Here is a 16340-nt window from a genome sequence, read left to right on the forward strand (position 1 = left end):
CCCGCTCCCGCCTACTTCGCCGGGCGCACCACCATCGCCGAGCCGCCGCCCCGCCGTACCGTCTCGGCGGCGGCCAGCCATTTCCCGTTCGGCAGTCGCTGCACGCCCGTCGCCGCGCCGATCTCGGGGTTCAGCTTGAAGGAGTGCCCGATGGCTTCGAGTTGCTTCTGCACCTCGCTGCCGTAGAGCCCGGGTTCGAGCTCGGTCTGGGCCGCGTTGCGCTGGCTGGCGCGCGGCGTGGCGATCGCGTCCACGAGCGGGAGCCCCCGGTCGAGGAACTCGGTCAGCGTCTGCAGCACGGTGGTGATGATGGTCGCGCCGCCGGGCGAACCCAGCGCCACTACCGGCTTGTTGTGCGGGTCCAGCACGATGGTCGGTGAGATCGACGACCGCGGCCGCTTGCCCGGACCCGGCAGGTTCGGGTCGTGGACGGCCGGGTTGGCCGGGGCGAAGGAGAAGTCCGTCAGCTCGTTGTTGAGGATGAACCCGCGCCCCGGGACTGTGATCGCGCTGCCGCCGGTCTGCTCGATGGTGAGGGTGTAGGAGACGACGTTCCCCCACTTGTCGGCCACCGTCAGATGGGTCGTGTTCTCGCCCTCGTACGTCGTCGGCGCCGTCGTGCCCCCGGCCCCGCAGGCCGCAGGGTGGCGCGGGTCGCCGGGTGCCACCGGGCTGGTGAGCACGGCGTCGTCCTTGATGAGGCAGGCCCGCGAGTCGGCGTAGCGCTGCGACAGCAGCTCCTTCGTCGGTACGTCCTCGAAGGCGGGGTCGCCGACCCAGCGCCCCCGGTCCGCGAACGCGATCCGGCTGGCCTCGATGAAGTGGTGCAGGTACTGGACCTCGCTCGCCTTCGAAAGGTCCGTGTTCTCCAGGATGTTGAGGGCCTCACCGACCGTCGTGCCGCCCGAGGAGGAGGGCGCGATGGAGTAGACGCCGAGACCGCGGTACGAGGTCCTGGTGGGCGCCTGGAGCTTGGCGCGGTAGGCGGCGAGGTCCTTCTCCGAGAGGTCTCCGGGGCGTGCGTTCCACCCCGAACCCGGGTCCACCGGCGGGTTGTTCACGGTGTCCACGATCTCGTCGCCGAGGTCGCCGTGGTAGATCGCGCCGACGCCCTTCCTGCCCAACTCGGCGTAGGTGCGGGCGAGATCGGGGTTCTTGAAGGTCGAGCCGACGACCGGGAGCCGCCCACCGGGCAGGAACAGCTTCGCGGTGTCCGGGAAGTAGCGGAACCGGGTCTCGTTGGAGGCGGTCTGCGAGCGGAAGGTGTCGTCCACGACGAAGCCTTCACGGGCGATCCGCTCGGCGGGCTTGAGCACCGTCCCGAGCTTTCTGCTGCCCCACTTGTCGAGTGCCGTCTGCCAGGTGGCGGGCGTGCCCGGCGTGCCGACGCTCAGGCCGCTGCTGACGGCGTCCGCGAAGGCGAGCGGCTTGCCGTTCTCCAGGAAGAGGTCGGAGTCGGCGGTGAGCGGTGCCGTCTCACGTCCGTCGATCGTACGCACCGTACGGGACTTGGCGTCGTAGTAGACGAAGTAGCCGCCTCCGCCGACACCGGAGGAGTAGGGCTCGGTGACACCGAGCGCGGCGGCGGTGGCGACGGCCGCGTCGACGGCGTTGCCGCCCTTCCTCAGCACCTCGATGCCGGCGGCCGAGGCGTCCGCGTCGACGCTCGAGACGGCACCGCCGTAGCCGACGGCCACGGGGACTTTCCCGACAGGGGCGTCGGGTGCGGCGGGCGGAGCCGCCGCCCCCACCGACACCACGGCGGCCGAGACCGCCAGCACCGACAGTTTCCGTGCGACAGGGCGACGCATCCGAACCTCCAGCAAGAGACCGTCCGCGCAGCCTATGCGATCGCCATGCCCCCGTCAGGAAGGCGCGTCGACCGGTCTCGAACACGGGTTTGCGTTCGCCCGCTAGCATGCGCGCCCATGAATGACGACGTGCGCAACATCGTCCTGGGCGTGGTGGCCGCCGGTATCAGTGCCACGCTCGGCTGGCTGGCCCGGACCTACCTGTGGAAGCGGAAGCTCCGCCGTAAGCAGGCCTTCTTCGGGCTGCCCGACAACTCCGAGTCCCTGCTGGTCGTCAACCGTGACGCGGGCAGCCCGGACCTCGCGGTGCACCGCTTCGACGTGTTCGCGCTCCTGGAACTCTCCGCGCTCATCAAGGACTGCGGCGCGCACACCGAGGTGATCACCCAGGACGCGGCCCGGCAGGGCTTCGGTGAGCGGACGGAGTTCTGCGTGGGCGGCCCGGGGTCGAATCGGCGTATGGCGGCCCATATGCACGCCATGCTGCCCGGGGTGCGCGTGAACACCGACCCGGACCCGGGCCCGGACCGACTCGCCTTCCAGATAGGCAGTGAGCGCTACCGCATAGAGACCGGCGTGACCGAGTACGTGCTGCTGGCCCGGCTCACGGCCGGAGAACCGGGCCGGGCCCGGCCCGTCTTCCTGTTCTGCGGCCAGCGCGCGATCACCAACCAGGCCGCGACCCGCTATCTCGCCCTCAATCACGAGCGGCTGGCCCGCAAGCACGGCCACAACTCCTTCGTACTGCTTCTGAAGGTCGTCAACTCACAGGCGTACGGCCCCGATGTGGTCGAACTGGTCGCGGACGTGACGCGGTCGGCACAGGCACCTCTGCCGACCCCCGCGGCTCCGCGCAACACCCACCGGGCCTCCTAGGACGCAACACATTCCAACAATCGTTACTCCCGCGTAACTTACCGACGGGTTACCTCCAGTAAGAGAGCGAGGTTACCGTCGGGTCACTTAGCACTGACACGAGTGACCGGATGAGGGAGTGGCCCGTGGGACACCGCCATCGCAAGGCCCTGCGCACGACCGCCATGGGTGCCGTCTCGGCGACGCTGATCGCCGGCAGTGCCCTCGGGCTCGCCCCCGGCGCCCAGGCCGCGACCGGCATCCGATTCGTCGACATCGCCGGGGACGGCGGCACGGTCCTCAAGGCCAACGTCATCACGCCCGCCGACGCCGACGGCACCCGCCGCTACCCGCTGCTCGTACTCCCCACGAGCTGGGGTCTGCCCCAGGTCGAGTATCTCGCCCAGGCCCAGCAACTCGCGAACTCCGGTTACATCGTGCTCAGTTACAACGTGCGCGGCTTCTGGCAGTCTGGCGGCGAGATAGAAGTGGGAGGCCCGCCCGACGTGGCGGACGCGTCCAAGGTCATCGACTGGGCGCTCGCCAACACCCCGGCCGACGCGGGGAAGGTCGGCATGGCGGGCGTCTCGTACGGCGCCGGCATCAGTCTGCTGGCCGCCGCGCACGACAAGCGCGTCAAGGCGGTCGCGGCCCTCAGCGGCTGGGCCGACCTGGTCGGCTCGATCTACTCCGGCCGCACCCAACACATCCAGGCGGCCGGCCTCCTGGACGGCGCGAGCCTGGTCACCGGCCGCCAGAGCGCCGAACTCCGGCAGATCTTCGACGACTTCTACGCCTCGAACCTGGACAAGGAACCCGAGCTCGTGGCCTGGGGGAAGAAACGTTCCGCTGTGACCTATGTCGATCAGCTGAACGAGAACGACACCGCGGTCATGATGGCCAACGCCTGGGGCGACACGATCTTCTCGCCCAACCAGTACGCGGACTTCTACGAGAAGCTGACCGGCCCGAAGAGACTGGAGCTGCGCCCCGGCGACCACGCCACCGCCGAGATCACCGGCCTGTTCGGGCTGCCCAACGACGTCTGGACCGACACCGGGCGCTGGTTCGACCACTACCTCAAGGGCGCGGACAACGGCGTCGACCGCGAGCAGCCCGTACGGCTCAAGTCCCGCTCCACGGACGACTACGAGGGCTACCCGGACTGGAAGTCGGTCGGCGAGACGCGGAAGAAGATCGCCCTCGCGGGCACGACCACGATTCACACGAACATCGACTCGGGCGCGGACGGCGGGGTGCTCTTCCTGTCCAGCATCCTCGACCAGGTGGCCCGGGTGCCCCCGATCGCCTCGATCCCCCTGCTCCCCCGCCGCTGGGCCGCCGTATGGCAGTCGGAGAAGTACGCGAGCGCCCAACAAGTGCGCGGAACAGCTAAGTTGCACACCACTCTCACTCCTACCAAGGAGAGCGGCACCCTCGTCGCGTACCTCTACGACGTGGGGCCGCTCGGCCTCGGCAAGCTGGTCAGCAACGCGCCGTACACATTCCACGGGCGAACGCCCGGGAATCCGTTCGACGTCGACCTGGAGCTGTTCTCCACGGCCTACGACGTCCCGGCAGGGCACCGGCTGGCCCTGGTGGTCGACACGGTCGACCCGCTCTACATCGAGCACAACCCGTCCGGCGCGCAGCTGACCTTCTCCTCGCCGGCGAACGACCCGTCGTACGTGTCGATCCCGCTGCGCGAGCAGTGATCTCCGGCTGCCGCCGGGCGAGTATGGGCTCTGTGAGCTGCCACCCCCCTACGGTTTCGGGGCCGTGGGGGGACCCCCACCCGGCAGCAGCGAACCTGGTCCGGCCGCACTGACCTTCGCGGCCTCGGTCTTGGGACCACGCCGCTCCCGCCAGGACACCCGGCCGGCGAACCGGGAGAGCAGCGCGCACATCCCGGCGCGGATCGGCGAGATCACCGACACCACCGGGATGAACGGCACATCGTAGTCGAGGTTCGACGCGACGGGCCGATCGATGTCGGGGAACTCCCCGTGGGCGAAGGGGGCGAGGAACGCCGGGCGGATTAACGCAGGGCGGAAGTACGACGCCGTCAGGAAGCCCGGCGCGAGCGCCGACAGCGAGGCGTGGACGGTCGGTTCGACGGGGCGGAGGAAGTCGGCACCGCGGGGGGTGGAGTCGGCGGCGGAGTCGTCTGTCAGTATGTTCATCAGCCGGCCCGGGATCGGTCGATGCCGGGCGGCGCCGGCGCGCGGGGCGTACGGGTGGTACGGAGCACGGTTCGCCCTCCCCCGCTCAGTGCTTGAGGATCTTGGAGAGGAAGTCCTTGGCCCGCTCGCTGTGCGGGTCGGTGAAGAACTCCTCTGGGGTGCGCTGCTCGACGATGCGGCCGTCGGCCATGAACGCGACGTGATCCGCGGCTCCGCGGGCGAAGCCCATCTCATGGGTGACGACGATCATGGTCATGCCGTCCCGGGCGAGTTGCTGCATGACCTCCAGGACCTCGTTGATCATCTCCGGGTCGAGCGCCGAGGTCGGTTCGTCGAACAGCAGCGCCTTGGGCTCCACGGCGAGGGCGCGGGCGATGGCCGCACGCTGCTGCTGACCGCCGGAGAGCTGCGCCGGGTACTTGTCCGCCTGGTCGGCGAGGCCGATGCGGTCGAGGAGTTCCCGGGAGCGCCGGTCGGCCTGCTCCCGCTTGCGTTTGCGGACCTTGACCTGGGCCAGCGAGATGTTCTGCAGGATCGTCTTGTGGGCGAACAGGTTGAAGGACTGGAACACCATGCCGACCTCGGCGCGGAGCCGGGCGAGGGCCTTGCCCTCCTCCGGCAGCGGCTGCCCTTCGAGCGTGATGGTTCCGGAGTGAATGGTCTCCAGCCGGTTGACCGTCCTGCACAGCGTCGACTTCCCCGAGCCCGAAGGGCCGATGACAACGACCACCTCCCCCTTGCCGACGGTGAGATTGATGTCCTGCAGGACATGCAGCTCCCCGTAGTACTTGTTGACGTCACGCAGTTCGATCAACGGATCGACGGCCATGCCCAGCCCTACCCACTCTCAGCTGTGTCGTAGGTGCCGCAACTTATCGGGGCAAGATCAGCGTTAATGCACGACACGCACTTTTCGGGCATTAGCCGTATTTACGTCAAGCTATGGCCAGGGATTCACGCTTCCGCGACTTCGGCGTACAGCTGGGAGAGCTCGGGCGCCCCGCTCGACGCCCACTCGTGACCGGAGTCGACGACGTCGAACTCGCGCCCGGAGGCGAGCCGGATCACGGGCTGGCCGTCCGGCCGCAGGTCCCAGGCGGCACCCGGAACGGTCCGCACGATGACCGTGCCGAGATAGAGCCCGGCGTCGTTACCGAGCCACGGCAGGACCTCCTCGTCGTCCCGCCAGCGCGGCACCAACTGATCCAGAGCCTCCAACGAGGCCGCGGTGTCGTCGAGTTGGACGCCCTCCCGGGACGCCTGGGAGCGCAGCAGCTCACACTCGGCGAGGAGTTCGGCGATGCCCTCGGGGTCGCGGGCGCCGGGTTTCACGTGCCGGTTGCCCAGAAAAGGGATCTTCATATGCCCAGCGTGTCATTCACCCTGCCGTGCGCACCACAGGCGCGCGGGCCGTCGATTCCGGTCGACTTCACCACGACTTCGCGCATGGCTCGTTGACGCGTACCCGCTGCCTCTTTAGCTTCGCTATAGGTCTTTTGTTCCATCAGACACCTCTGTCCCTCTGCGTCACTCCTTCCCCTCTGTTCCTCACTCCTTCCCCTCTGTTCGCTCTGTTCGCTCTGTTCGCTCGTGAAGCCAAGGAAGCGGCTGTGCGCCGAAGCATCCGGTGGTGGGTGACCGTTCTCGCCCTGTGTGCGGCCCTCGTGCCGACGAGCTCGGTGTCGGTCGCCCCAACGGCCGCGGTGGGGCCGCTTCCGCTGGAGGAGCTGTTCGACACCACGGCGGTCAGTGACGACGCCCGGCCCTGCCAGGCGGACTTCGACGGCCTCGGCGCCTCCCTGTCGGCCCAGGACCTCATGGCCGCGGGCTGGACGCCGGGCCGGACCCTCACCGTGCTGGGCGCGCGGCTGACCTGGCCGCGGTGGCGGCCGGGCGCACCGGACAACGTGCGGGCCGCCGGGCAGGACGTCCGCCTGGACGGCCACGGCGACGCGCTCGCCTTTCTGGTGGCGGGCACCGGCGGCGCCGAGGCCGGCGGCCTGGGTACGGTCGAGTACGCGGACGGCACCCTCTCCCTGTACCGGCTGACCGCCTCCGACTGGCGTCGGGGACCACTCGGCGCCAAGGCGGTGGCACTGCCGCACGTCAACACACCCGACGGCCAACTCACCGAGAGGGCAAGGCTGTACGTCGTGGCCGTGCCGCTGGTCGCGGGGCGCGAGGTGGTCTCGGTGCACCTGCCGTACGCGACCGGTCTGCATGTGTTCGCGATGTCGGTACGGGCCACCACACCGCAGTGGACCGGGAGTTGGGCGACCGGGACCTCCGGCTACCCGGCGGTCGGCCCGTGGACGGACCGGACGCTGCGACTGGTCGTGCACACCTCGGTGGGCGGGACGCGGGTGCGGCTGCGGTTCGACAACACCTTCGCGGCGACGCCGGTGCGGATCGGGGGCGCCACGGTGGCGGTGCAGGCCTCGGGTGCGACGGCGCGGGGTGTGCCGGTGCGGCTGGCCTTCGGGGGCGCGGCGGGTGTCGAGATCCCGGCCGGGGCACAGTCGTTCAGCGATCCGCTGGCCTTCGCGGTACCGGCGGACGCCAATCTGCTGGTGAGCTTCCATCTGCCCGGGACGGTGACGGCGGCGCCCGTGCACCGGCTCGCGGCGCAGCGGTCGTACGTGAGCGGTGCGGGCGACCACACGGCGGACGGTTCCGCCACCGCGTACACCTCGACGCTGACGAACTGGCCCCTGCTGACCGGGGTGGACGTGGGCGGCGGGCCGGGGGCCGTGGTGCTGCTCGGGGACTCGATCACCGATGGGGACAAGTCCACGGTGGACGCGAACCGGCGGTGGCCGAATGCGCTGGCCACCCGGCTGCTGCGGCAGAGTGTGGTCCCCCGCTATGGGGTGCTGAACCAGGGGATCTCAGGAAACCGTGTGGTGACCGACCGCTATCCCGGGGACGGGGTCTCCACGGACTCGGCCGGGGTGAGCGCCCTGAACCGGTTCGACCGCGATGTCCTCGCACAGACGTCGGCGCGTACGGCGGTGCTGTTCGAGGGCGTGAACGATGTGCTGGGCGGCGCCTCGGCCCCGCAGGTGATCAAGGGCTTGCGGGAGCTCGCCGTCCGCGGCCGCGTCCGTGGTCTGCGGACGCTGGCCGCCACGATCCTGCCGTGCGCGGGCCACCCGCGGTGCACGGCCGCGGTGGACGCCGAGCGGATCGCGGTCAACGCCTGGATCCGGGACACCAGGGTGTTCGACGGCGTGCTGGACTTCGACTGTGTGGTCCGCGACCCGGCCTCGCCCACCCGGATGCTGACCGCGTACGACAGCGGGGACCATCTGCACCCGTCGGACGCGGGGTTGGCCGCGCTCGCGGAGTCGGTGGACCTGCGGATGCTGTCGGACTACACGTCGAGGTCGACCACGACCGGCGCATGGTCGGAGGCGCCCTTGCCCTTGCGCTCCTCGCGGTCGACGTAGGCGTCCTTCACGGCCTCGGCGAACGGCTCGTTGCCGTACACCAGGTCGATGCGCATTCCTCGGTTCTTGGGGAAGCAGAGCTGGCGGTAGTCCCAGTACGTGAAGGGGTGCTCGTACTTCAGGGGGCGCGGGACGACATCGGACAGGCCCGCCTCGCGCAGGGAGGCCAGGGCGGCCCGCTCGGCCGCGGTGACATGGGTGAGGCCCTCGAAAGCGGCCACGTCATGGACGTCGTCGTCCGTCGGGGCCACGTTGTAGTCGCCCAGGACGGCGAAGGGCCGGCTGCCCGCCGCGTCGCCCGCGACGGCCGCCTTCAGTGCCTCGAACCACTGGAGCTTGTAGGCGTAGTGCGGGTGGTCCACCTCGCGGCCGTTCGGCACATATACCGACCAGACGCGGACCGGTCCGCAGGTCGCGGAGATGGACCGGGGCTCGGTCGCGCCGTCGTAGCCGGGGTCGCCGGGCAGGCCCTTGACCACGTCCTCGATGCCGACGCGGGAGATCACCGCCACGCCGTTCCACCGGCCGGTGGCGTGCACCGCCGCCTCGTAGCCCAGCTCGCGCAGTTGGTCGAGCGGGAACTGCGCCTCGGCGACCTTGGCCTCCTGGAGGCACAGCACGTCGGTGCCGCTGCTCTCCAGCCAGGCCAGCAGCCTCGGCAGGCGGGCGGTGATCGAGTTCACGTTCCAGGTCGCGATGCGCATGTCCCACAACCTACCGGGCGGGTCTGACAACGCGGCCCGCCCCAGCCGACCGGGCTGCCCAGGCCGCCCGGGACCGTCACACGTCCGTCGAGGCGCCCGGTGCCAGCCGCAGGTGTTCGGTGCCGCCGAGGGCGCCGATCTGGTTGTCGTAGATCGGGCGGGCGAGGTCCGTGAGCAGGGCGTCGTGGATGTCGTAGGCGCGCTGTGGCTCGACCTCGCGGACGTAGTCGATGACCTCGGAGATCTTGCTCCAGGGGGCCATGACCGGGAGCATCAGCGTCTCGACGGCGTGGTCGGGGACGGTGAGCGCGTCTCCGGGGTGGAAGACCTTCCCGGCGTCGAGGAGATAGCCGACGTTGGTGATGCGTGGGAGGTCCGGGTGGATGACCGCGTGCAGCTCGCCGTGGACCTGGACCTCGAAGCCGGCCGCGGTGAAGGTGTCGCCGTGGCCGACGGTGTGGACGCGGCCGGGGAAGGCGGCGGAGATCTTCTCGGCGACCGACCGGAGGGTCCAGATCTCGGCGGCCGGATTGGCCTCCAGGGCGGCCCGCAGTCGTCCCTCGTCGAAGTGGTCGGGGTGCTCGTGCGTGATGAGGATGGCGTCGGCGCCGACCGCGGCGTCCTGCTCGCTGAATCCGCCGGGGTCGAGAACGAGTGTCCGGCCGTCCTTTTCGAGACGGACGCAGGCGTGCGACTTCTTCGTGAGCTTCATGGGTTCCATCCTGCCCCGGCCCGCCCCGGACTCGGGGCAGGGCTCACTCGGTGGGGGTCGTCTCCTCGCGGATGACCTGCTGGGCCACCTTGAAGGCGCTGTTCGCCGCCGGAACGCCACAGTAGACGGCCGCGTGCATCAGCACCTCCTTGATCTCGACCGGGGTGAGGCCGTTGCGCAGGGCGGCGCGGGTGTGGAAGGCGAGTTCGTCGAGGTGTCCGCCCGCGACCAGGGCGGTGAGGGTGACGCAGCTGCGCGAACGCCGGTCCAGACCGGGTCGGTCCCAGATCTCGCCCCAGGCGTAGCGGGTGATGAACTCCTGGAAATCCCCGGAGAACTCGTCGGCCTGCGCCAGAGCCCGGTCCACGTGCGCGTCACCGAGCACCTCGCGGCGCACCTTCAGACCGGCCTCGTACTGGTCGGGGCGACCCACGGCATGGGGGTCCACGACGGCCGAGGCGATCTCGGCGATCGGTGCGGGCTGCGGCGGCGCGGCGGCCAGGACCGGCTTGACCGGGGACGCCTGGATCGCCGTCATACCGGTGGTGGAGTCGAAGACGGGCTGCCAGGCGGTGGAGAAGTGTCTCACCAGGAGGTCGGTGACGGCGGCGGGCTGCTCGACCGGCACCAGGTGGGAGGCGCCGGGGACGACGGCGAGCCGGGCGTCCGGGATGCCCGCGACCAGGGTCCGGGCCTCGGCGGGGCCGGTGACCTGGTCGTCCGAACCGACGAGGACCAGGGTGGGCACGCCCACGCGCGCGAGCTCGCCCCGCACGTCGAACGACGCGAGCGCCTCGCAGGCGGCGATGTAACAGCCGGGGTCCGTGGTGCGCACCATCTGCACGGCCCACTCGGTGATCGCGGGCTGCGCCGCGGCGAACCCGCCGGTGAACCAGCGGTCGGGGGACATCCGGGCGATCGGGTCGAGCCCGTTCGTCCGTACGATCACCCCGCGCTGGCGGAACTCGTCGGCCGTGCCGAAGCGGGGCGAGGCCGCGATCAGCGCGAGCGAGGCGAGGCGCTCGGGATGGCGCAGGGCCAGCTCGATACCGACCGCGCCGCCGAGCGCGCAGCCCGCGTAGCCGAAGCGGTGCACGCCGAGGCCGTCGAGGGTGGCGAGCAGCCGCACGGTGAGGTCACTCACGGCGCCCGCCGGGTACGCGGGCGCGCCCCCGTGCCCCGGCAGGTCGAACCGGAAGACACGCCACTGCTTCGTCAGCTCGGGAACCTGGCGGTCCCACATGTGCCAAGTGGTACCCAGTGAGGGACCGAGGATCAGGACCGGGGCGTCTTCTGGCCCGTCAAAGCGGTATTGCAGGGCGCTCTTCGGTGTCTCACTCACTCGCCTGACCCTCTCATCTGTCACGAGATGTCACATCGCCGGGGTGGACTTAGCGGGCCTTGCCCCGCTCCGGCGCTGCCAAGACCTGCCGACGAGAGTCCAGGTACATGTTCTCCGGCGTGCACTCGCGGCCGTGTCGACAGTAGGTCCTCCGGGCGCGTGCCGTCCCTCAGTCGCTACGAGCAAGGCTCTGCCCCTTGGTCACGGCCCCCGGGCGGTTCGGGTTGCAGCATCGAGTGTGGTGGCACGTACGAGGCTCGGCGTGACTCACCTGGAAACCTTCCAGAGTCCCGCCCAACAGCAGCTTGAACACCACACGGTGAACAAGATCTGTCCTCGCTCGGCTCGGCTGGTAGTCCGCGTGGCTCACGCTTGCCCCTCCTCGGCAACCCCGTGCAGGCCATCCCAAGTGGTGGCAGCTTCGCGAAGATCCTCTACATCCGGCTTGACGTACCACCGCTTGGTCGTCTTGATGTTTGTGTGCCCGGCCCATCGCGCGAGGATGTGATCCGGGACACCGTTGTTGGCCAGGAAGGTGAAGCACGACGAGCGTGCGTCGTAGAGCCTGACGCGACGGAGCCCGAGAAGCTCCATAAGCGGGTACGCGCGTCGGCAAAGTTGCTTGATCGTGAAGGCATCGCCCGCCTCGTGAACCAGCACGTAGCCGGACACCGTGTACGCCTCCCCCAGAGCGAGCCTCTCCTGGGCTTGGAGAGGGCGAGGGAAGCTGCGGTAGTGGCCGATGGCTTCTTCGGCAGCTGCGCGTGCACGGTTGGCGTGGCTGAGCCAGCCGTACGAAGAGGCGTCATAGGAAGTGATGCGCACCGCGTCGACGCCGAACAGCCCGGTGCCGTGGAGCGGCAGCTGCGCTTGGTAATCACGGGCGCGTACGGCGGCTCGTTCGAATTCGTGGTGGTTGCCGAGCCGGGCATGGGCGCGGGCGACTTGAGCGGACAGGCGTACAGCGGCGTTGCCGTCCCGGGGAGCGACGGCCAGGCCACGGGTTGCCGCGAGCAGCGCATCCAAGGGACGGCTGTCGTAGAGAGCGTGGGTGCTGCGGACGTCTTCGGCCCAGGCACCGACCTCGGGGAGGTCGGCCTGCTCACCCTGCGCCCAGGCGTCGTCGCAGTAAGCCTGGACCAGGTCACCTTCGCCGAGGTCGTGTGTGACCCAGGCAAGGATCACCGAGAGCATGCCGGCGTGGCGGGCGAGTTCGCGGGCCTCGCGCAGGGTGTGCCGGCGCTCGTGCTGGAACGTGAAGACGCGGTGCCTCATGCGTGCGGCCGTCGGCCACAATTCGTGCGGCGGCTGGGAGGAGTACAGGGTGCCTAAGCCATCGACGGCCGCCTCGAGTTCCGCGATATCGGAAGGGCCGAGTTCCGTGAGCGTCGCATGCTGGGCGTAGGCGCGCGCAGTGGCGGCGCTCGCGGGGCCAGGGGTCATGAGCGGAGTCAGAGCCGTGCCGCCGATCAGCGCGAGGGCGGTGCGTCGCTTCGTGGGGATCACCTGCTTCGTCGGGCGTCGCGGCAGGCGACGCGGGATGGTCAGGGCCACGGTGGGATGCCGCGTTTGGGTCCATACCCAGCGGGCGTCAGAGCTTGGGAGAGCCCGCAGAGGCGGGTGAGGGTGTAGGCGAGGACCACCGGTAAGGGGTCTCTGGGAATCCAGCCGTCGAGGACCCAGTGGCCGATCCGGGTGCGGTGCTGTGGGCGAGCGTTGGTGTGGCCCGTGATCCACAAGTCGTTCTTCAATTCGAGGCACGACATCGGCTACACGCCGTCGCTCGCCACGACGGGGTTCCATCCGCTGGACGGCGCCCGCTACCTGCGCGACCGTTCGGCCGCGGACGAGCGCCTGGTACGGCTGATCGCCAACCACTCGTACGCGCTGCTGGAGGCGGAGGAGCGCGGGCTGCGCGAAGAGCTGGAGGCCGAGTTCCCGATCCTCGACCACGCCGAGCTGGTGGATGCTCTCGTGTACTGCGATATGACCACCACCCCGGACGGCACCCCCACCACCGTGGATGCCCGGCTGGCGGAGATCCTCACTCGGTACGACTGCGACAGCATCGTCGGCCGATTCATCCGCCGAGCCGATGAGGATCTCCGAGCTGCTGTACACAGAGTCGAAGCCCGGCTGATCTTGGCAGAGCGGTAAGGGAGGGCACGGTACTCAGTCGACGTGAGGGAACATCCCGTCCAGGTAGTGGGCGATCTGCTTCCGCATGGAGTTCGGTCGTCCTCACCTGCTCCGCATGCCCCCTGGGGCGCAATGCCGGACACTCCTGTATAGGGCTGGCGTATTCGCGCGGGCCATAGTGAGGGTGTTCGGCGTGCTTGAGGTCCCGCTCTGGCTGTGGGGGGCGTTCGCCGCGACGGTGGTCGTGTCGCTGGCGGTAGACCTGCTGTCCCACCGCACCGCGCACGTCATCCGCATCAAGGAGGCAGCCGCCTGGAGCGGCCTGTGGGTGAGCCTCGCACTGATCTTCGGCGCGGTCGTCTTCCTCGTCCTCGGCACGACGGCGGGCACCGAGTACACGACAGCCTGGCTGCTGGAGAAGAGCCTGTCGGTCGACAACCTCTTCGTCTTCGCCGTGATCTTCGCGTACTTCAAGGTGCCCCGCGCCTACCAGCACCGCGTGCTGTTCTTCGGCGTCATCGGCGCGCTCGTCTTCCGCGGGATCTTCCTCTCCCTCGGCGTGGCCGTGGTCAGCCGCTTCACAGCGGTGCTGTTCGCCTTCGCGGCGGTCCTCTTCTACAGCACCTACAAACTCCTCAAGGACGAGCAGGAGAGCTTCGACCCGGGCAAGAGCTTCGCCGTACGGATGCTCCGAAAGATCATCCCGGTGCGGAACGAGTACGCCGGGGCAAAGTTCTTCGTCAAAGAAGCCGGCAAACGCATGGCGACCCCGCTGCTCGCAGTGGTCGCCGCGATCGAGGCCGCCGACCTGATCTTCGCCGTCGACAGTGTCCCGGCCGTCCTCGCAGTCAGCGACGACGCCTTCATCGTCTACACCAGCAACGCGTTCGCCATCCTCGGCCTGCGGGCCCTCTACTTCATGCTCGCCGGCCTCCTGGACCGCTTCCACTACCTGAACAAGGGCCTGGCGATCATCCTCGCCTTCATCGGCGTCAAGCTCATTTTTCAGGCATCCCACAAGATGATCAGCCCCGGCATCCCGGAAATCCCCTCACAGATCAGCCTCGCAGTCATCGTCATCGTCCTGACAGGTTCCGTGGTGCTCAGCCTCAGGAGGCCCGCCCCGACAGGCGTTGTGGACCAGAGAGACGCCTCCGCGACCACCGAGCACCCCAGCCCGTCACCTGCGGTGGATGACCCTGAGCCCCCAACCGGTCCACCAGGTCGGGACACTTAACCCGCCCGCACGCATGGCAAGGAGGCGGGGCACTTCCCCCGCGCACCAGTACGGACATATCGTAAAGATATGGTCAAAAGGAAGCGCAAGGCCGAAGCGTACATGTGTCCGGCCTGCAAGCAATCCGTGCCGGTCACAGTCCACCGCCACAAGACCCTCGGCGTATTCGTTCCCGTGTGGGGCCCGGGTGCATGTCAAAACCACGACTGTATCGATTTTCGGTTGGACCCCAGGCGCAAGCACTCTCCGGCCCGGTAGCGAAATCGCGCGGCGATGGACTGCCAGCCTGGCCCGGTGGTGGGAGCGCACTCGATGCGGGTCGGCAACTGGCGTCGAGCACCCGCCGTGTCGGCCGCATGCGAGGACCCCTCGTCCACGCGGCACGGTTCCACCGTGTTGACGGGTCTTGGTCCCTCTCATGCGCTCAGCTGAGGCGAACGGTGAGCAGGACGACGGCGTCGGTGTCGGCGATGAGCCGATGCCGCTGGTCTGCGAACGGGGTCGTGTCTTCAGGACCCACTCGTGGTCGGTCGTGGCCATCCGGACCCGCCAGGTGAGGCAGCCGGGGGTGGCCGCGTCGGGGGCTTCGTGTTCGGCGAGTTCACACCCTGCGACGAGGGCAATCAGCGTGGTCCGCAGTCCGGGTACTGCGGCTCTCGCAAGCGCCGCAGTACCTCGCCTTACCCTTGCACGGGGTAGCCACCGGCACTGGAGCGGGCAGTCAGCTACGTGATCCGTACGGCGCACTCGCTCTTGAACTGTTCGGCAGAGCCCGGACATTCGACGGCGCGGCCAAGGCACCGCGAAGCCGCTCGATCTCCATCCGCTGGGCGGCGATCTGCGACAGTGCCCGCTCCCTGAAGTCGGTGAGACCGCCGATCTGCTCGTCACGCGCGGCGAGGCGCTGCTTCAGCCCGGATACCTGTTCTTTGAGGCGCTCGATCTGTGCAGCCCGCGGGTCCGGAATCACGCCCGTTTCCCGAAGCTCGGAGTCGGCGCTCGAACTCCTCCGCCAGGTGCTGGTAGGGGCCGGGCCGCGGCGCGCCGTCGCGATTCTTCTTGGGATAGAAGCCGGTGCGGGCGACCCCGGCCTGCGCCGCGAGGGTCTTGATGTCGCGCTTGCCGCCCTCGGGAACTTCACCGGCAAGGAGCCGCTCCATGACGTGCCGAATGGCCGCCTCGTTGTCCCGTCGGGTCTCGTCGCTGATCCCCGCCACGTCATGCCTCCATCCCGGCAGCGGTGTCGATCTCGGACAACACCCGTTCATCGCGGGCGAGTTCCGCACACACGCTCCCGCTCTGGGACGGCTGCTTCCTCGGCAATCGGCCGCACTACTAGCCCGGCTCGATTCCACATAAGGCGGGCGATGCCGGCCGACTTCCCGCGGTGGGACCGGGTGTACGCGTTCTTCCGCCGCTGGCGCGACCGCGCCCTGGTCAAGGTAGTTCCACGACCGGCTCCGGGCAACGGTCCGCGAAGAGCTGGGGCGGGATGCGGAACCGACGGCCGGGGTGATCGACTCGCAGTCCGTCAAGGCGGACGCCGTCGTCGGCTTGGACAGCCGTGGGTTCGACGGCGGCAAGCTGGTCAACGGGCGCAAGCGGCACGTCGTCGTCGATACGCTCGGCCTGCTGCTGGGGATGATGGTCACCGCCGCGGACACCGGCGACCGCGCCGCTGCCCGGGTGCTGCTTGCGCAGGTAAGAGACGCGCACCACCGCCTCGCCCTGGTCTGGCCGACGCCGGCTACAAGAGCATGCCGTCGATGGCCTCGTCGGCACTCACCGCCTCCAGGACTTCATACGTGGCCGGGTCGAAGATGCCGACCTCCTGCACTTCGTCGAGGGTGCGGATGCCGGGGATGAAGTCCGCCTTCTGCCCGACCAGCGCCCCCGTTCTCCCCAGGG

General features: G+C 69.3%; 14 protein-coding genes and 3 pseudogenes. 6 read left to right on the plus strand and 11 right to left on the minus strand.

The genetic code is table 11. The features are described from left to right. Nucleotides 1-11 precede the first annotated feature (11 nt). On the minus strand, nt 12-1811 hold the full coding sequence (ggt, locus tag AB0H86_RS00120) for a gamma-glutamyltransferase (protein ID WP_362430966.1): 1800 nt from the start codon (nt 1809-1811) through the stop codon (nt 12-14). 117 nt (nt 1812-1928) lie between these two features. Between ggt and AB0H86_RS00125 the strand changes: the two genes are divergently transcribed. Together AB0H86_RS00125 and AB0H86_RS00130 are read left to right on the plus strand one after the other, a co-directional pair. Then, entirely contained in the window at nt 1929-2687 is a 759-nt protein-coding gene (locus AB0H86_RS00125; RefSeq protein WP_362430969.1) for a hypothetical protein, read from the plus strand. Between the two features lie 125 nt (nt 2688-2812). Next, entirely contained in the window at nt 2813-4381 is a 1569-nt protein-coding gene (locus AB0H86_RS00130) for a CocE/NonD family hydrolase (RefSeq protein ID WP_362430971.1), read from the plus strand. 48 nt (nt 4382-4429) lie between these two features. Here AB0H86_RS00130 and AB0H86_RS00135 read toward each other — a convergent pair. From AB0H86_RS00135 to AB0H86_RS00150, 4 genes and pseudogenes are all read right to left on the minus strand, one after another. Further along, nucleotides 4430-4651, minus strand: a pseudogene (locus AB0H86_RS00135) (amino acid ABC transporter permease); the annotation flags it as partial. A 283-nt stretch (nt 4652-4934) separates the two neighbouring features. Beyond that, on the minus strand, nt 4935-5678 hold the full coding sequence (locus AB0H86_RS00140) for an amino acid ABC transporter ATP-binding protein (protein WP_362430973.1): 744 nt from the start codon (nt 5676-5678) through the stop codon (nt 4935-4937). A 125-nt stretch (nt 5679-5803) separates the two neighbouring features. Further along, nucleotides 5804-6211: a DUF6278 family protein gene (locus tag AB0H86_RS00145; protein ID WP_362430975.1), complete on the minus strand. Its 408-nt coding sequence runs from the start codon at nt 6209-6211 to the stop codon at nt 5804-5806. Then, nucleotides 6208-6354, minus strand: coding sequence for a hypothetical protein (locus AB0H86_RS00150; protein ID WP_362430977.1), 147 nt, complete (start codon nt 6352-6354; stop codon nt 6208-6210). Before AB0H86_RS00150 ends, AB0H86_RS00145 begins: the two co-directional genes overlap by 4 nt. Nucleotides 6355-6528: 174 nt before the next feature. On the opposite strand from AB0H86_RS00150, the gene AB0H86_RS00155 reads away from it, so the two are divergent. Then, nucleotides 6529-8298 carry an SGNH/GDSL hydrolase family protein gene (locus AB0H86_RS00155; RefSeq protein ID WP_362432209.1) on the plus strand — a complete coding sequence of 590 codons (1770 nt, stop codon included), beginning with the start codon at nt 6529-6531 and terminating at the stop codon, nt 8296-8298. Here AB0H86_RS00155 and AB0H86_RS00160 read toward each other — a convergent pair. The 4 genes from AB0H86_RS00160 to AB0H86_RS00175 all read right to left on the minus strand — a co-directional run bounded on the left by AB0H86_RS00160 (nt 8223) and on the right by AB0H86_RS00175 (nt 12610). Continuing rightward, nucleotides 8223-9002, minus strand: coding sequence for an exodeoxyribonuclease III (locus AB0H86_RS00160; protein ID WP_362430979.1), 780 nt, complete (start codon nt 9000-9002; stop codon nt 8223-8225). The two genes, AB0H86_RS00155 and AB0H86_RS00160, sit on opposite strands and share 76 nt — an antisense overlap. Nucleotides 9003-9078: 76 nt before the next feature. After that, nucleotides 9079-9714, minus strand: a complete 636-nt coding sequence (locus AB0H86_RS00165) for an MBL fold metallo-hydrolase (RefSeq protein WP_362430982.1) — start codon at nt 9712-9714, stop codon at nt 9079-9081. Between the two features lie 43 nt (nt 9715-9757). Then, on the minus strand, nt 9758-11056 hold the full coding sequence (gene pcaC, locus AB0H86_RS00170; protein ID WP_362430984.1) for a 4-carboxymuconolactone decarboxylase: 1299 nt from the start codon (nt 11054-11056) through the stop codon (nt 9758-9760). Between the two features lie 366 nt (nt 11057-11422). Further along, a complete protein-coding gene (locus AB0H86_RS00175) occupies nt 11423-12610 on the minus strand; it encodes a hypothetical protein (protein WP_362430986.1) in 1188 nt (395 codons plus the stop codon). A gap of 162 nt (nt 12611-12772) precedes the next feature. Between AB0H86_RS00175 and AB0H86_RS00180 the strand changes: the two genes are divergently transcribed. Both AB0H86_RS00180 and AB0H86_RS00185 read left to right on the plus strand, forming a co-directional pair. After that, nucleotides 12773-13213, plus strand: coding sequence for a phosphohydrolase (locus tag AB0H86_RS00180; protein WP_362430989.1), 441 nt, complete (start codon nt 12773-12775; stop codon nt 13211-13213). A 175-nt stretch (nt 13214-13388) separates the two neighbouring features. Beyond that, nucleotides 13389-14432 (plus strand): TerC family protein, encoded by a 1044-nt coding sequence (locus tag AB0H86_RS00185; protein WP_362430991.1) that lies wholly within the window; start codon nt 13389-13391, stop codon nt 14430-14432. A gap of 721 nt (nt 14433-15153) precedes the next feature. On the opposite strand, the gene AB0H86_RS00190 is transcribed toward AB0H86_RS00185, so the two are convergent. After that, nucleotides 15154-15402, minus strand: a complete 249-nt coding sequence (locus AB0H86_RS00190; RefSeq protein ID WP_362430993.1) for a hypothetical protein — start codon at nt 15400-15402, stop codon at nt 15154-15156. Nucleotides 15403-15890: 488 nt separating this feature from the next. Between AB0H86_RS00190 and AB0H86_RS00195 the strand changes: the two are divergent. After that, nucleotides 15891-16139, plus strand: a pseudogene (locus tag AB0H86_RS00195) (transposase); the annotation flags it as partial. Between the two features lie 49 nt (nt 16140-16188). Here the strand turns inward: AB0H86_RS00195 and AB0H86_RS00200 are convergent. After that, a pseudogene (locus tag AB0H86_RS00200) lies at nt 16189-16320 on the minus strand (pyridoxal-5'-phosphate-dependent protein subunit beta); the annotation flags it as partial. Between the last annotated feature and the right edge of the window lie 20 nt (nt 16321-16340).

The organism is Streptomyces sp. NPDC050997, assembly GCF_040660135.1.
Taxonomy (GTDB): domain Bacteria; phylum Actinomycetota; class Actinomycetes; order Streptomycetales; family Streptomycetaceae; genus Streptomyces.

Bases quoted from the DNA above. Each gene is read 5' to 3' on its own strand.
- AB0H86_RS00165 (WP_362430982.1), bottom strand. From the start codon at position 9,714: ATGAAGCTCACGAAGAAGTCGCACGCCTGCGTCCGTCTCGAAAAGGAC.
- AB0H86_RS00160 (WP_362430979.1), bottom strand. From the start codon at position 9,002: ATGCGCATCGCGACCTGGAACGTGAACTCGATCACCGCCCGCCTGCCG.
- AB0H86_RS00125 (WP_362430969.1), top strand. From the start codon at position 1,929: ATGAATGACGACGTGCGCAACATCGTCCTGGGCGTGGTGGCCGCCGGT.
- ggt (WP_362430966.1), bottom strand. From the start codon at position 1,811: ATGCGTCGCCCTGTCGCACGGAAACTGTCGGTGCTGGCGGTCTCGGCC.
- AB0H86_RS00150 (WP_362430977.1), bottom strand. From the start codon at position 6,354: ATGGAACAAAAGACCTATAGCGAAGCTAAAGAGGCAGCGGGTACGCGT.
- AB0H86_RS00140 (WP_362430973.1), bottom strand. From the start codon at position 5,678: ATGGCCGTCGATCCGTTGATCGAACTGCGTGACGTCAACAAGTACTAC.
- AB0H86_RS00145 (WP_362430975.1), bottom strand. From the start codon at position 6,211: ATGAAGATCCCTTTTCTGGGCAACCGGCACGTGAAACCCGGCGCCCGC.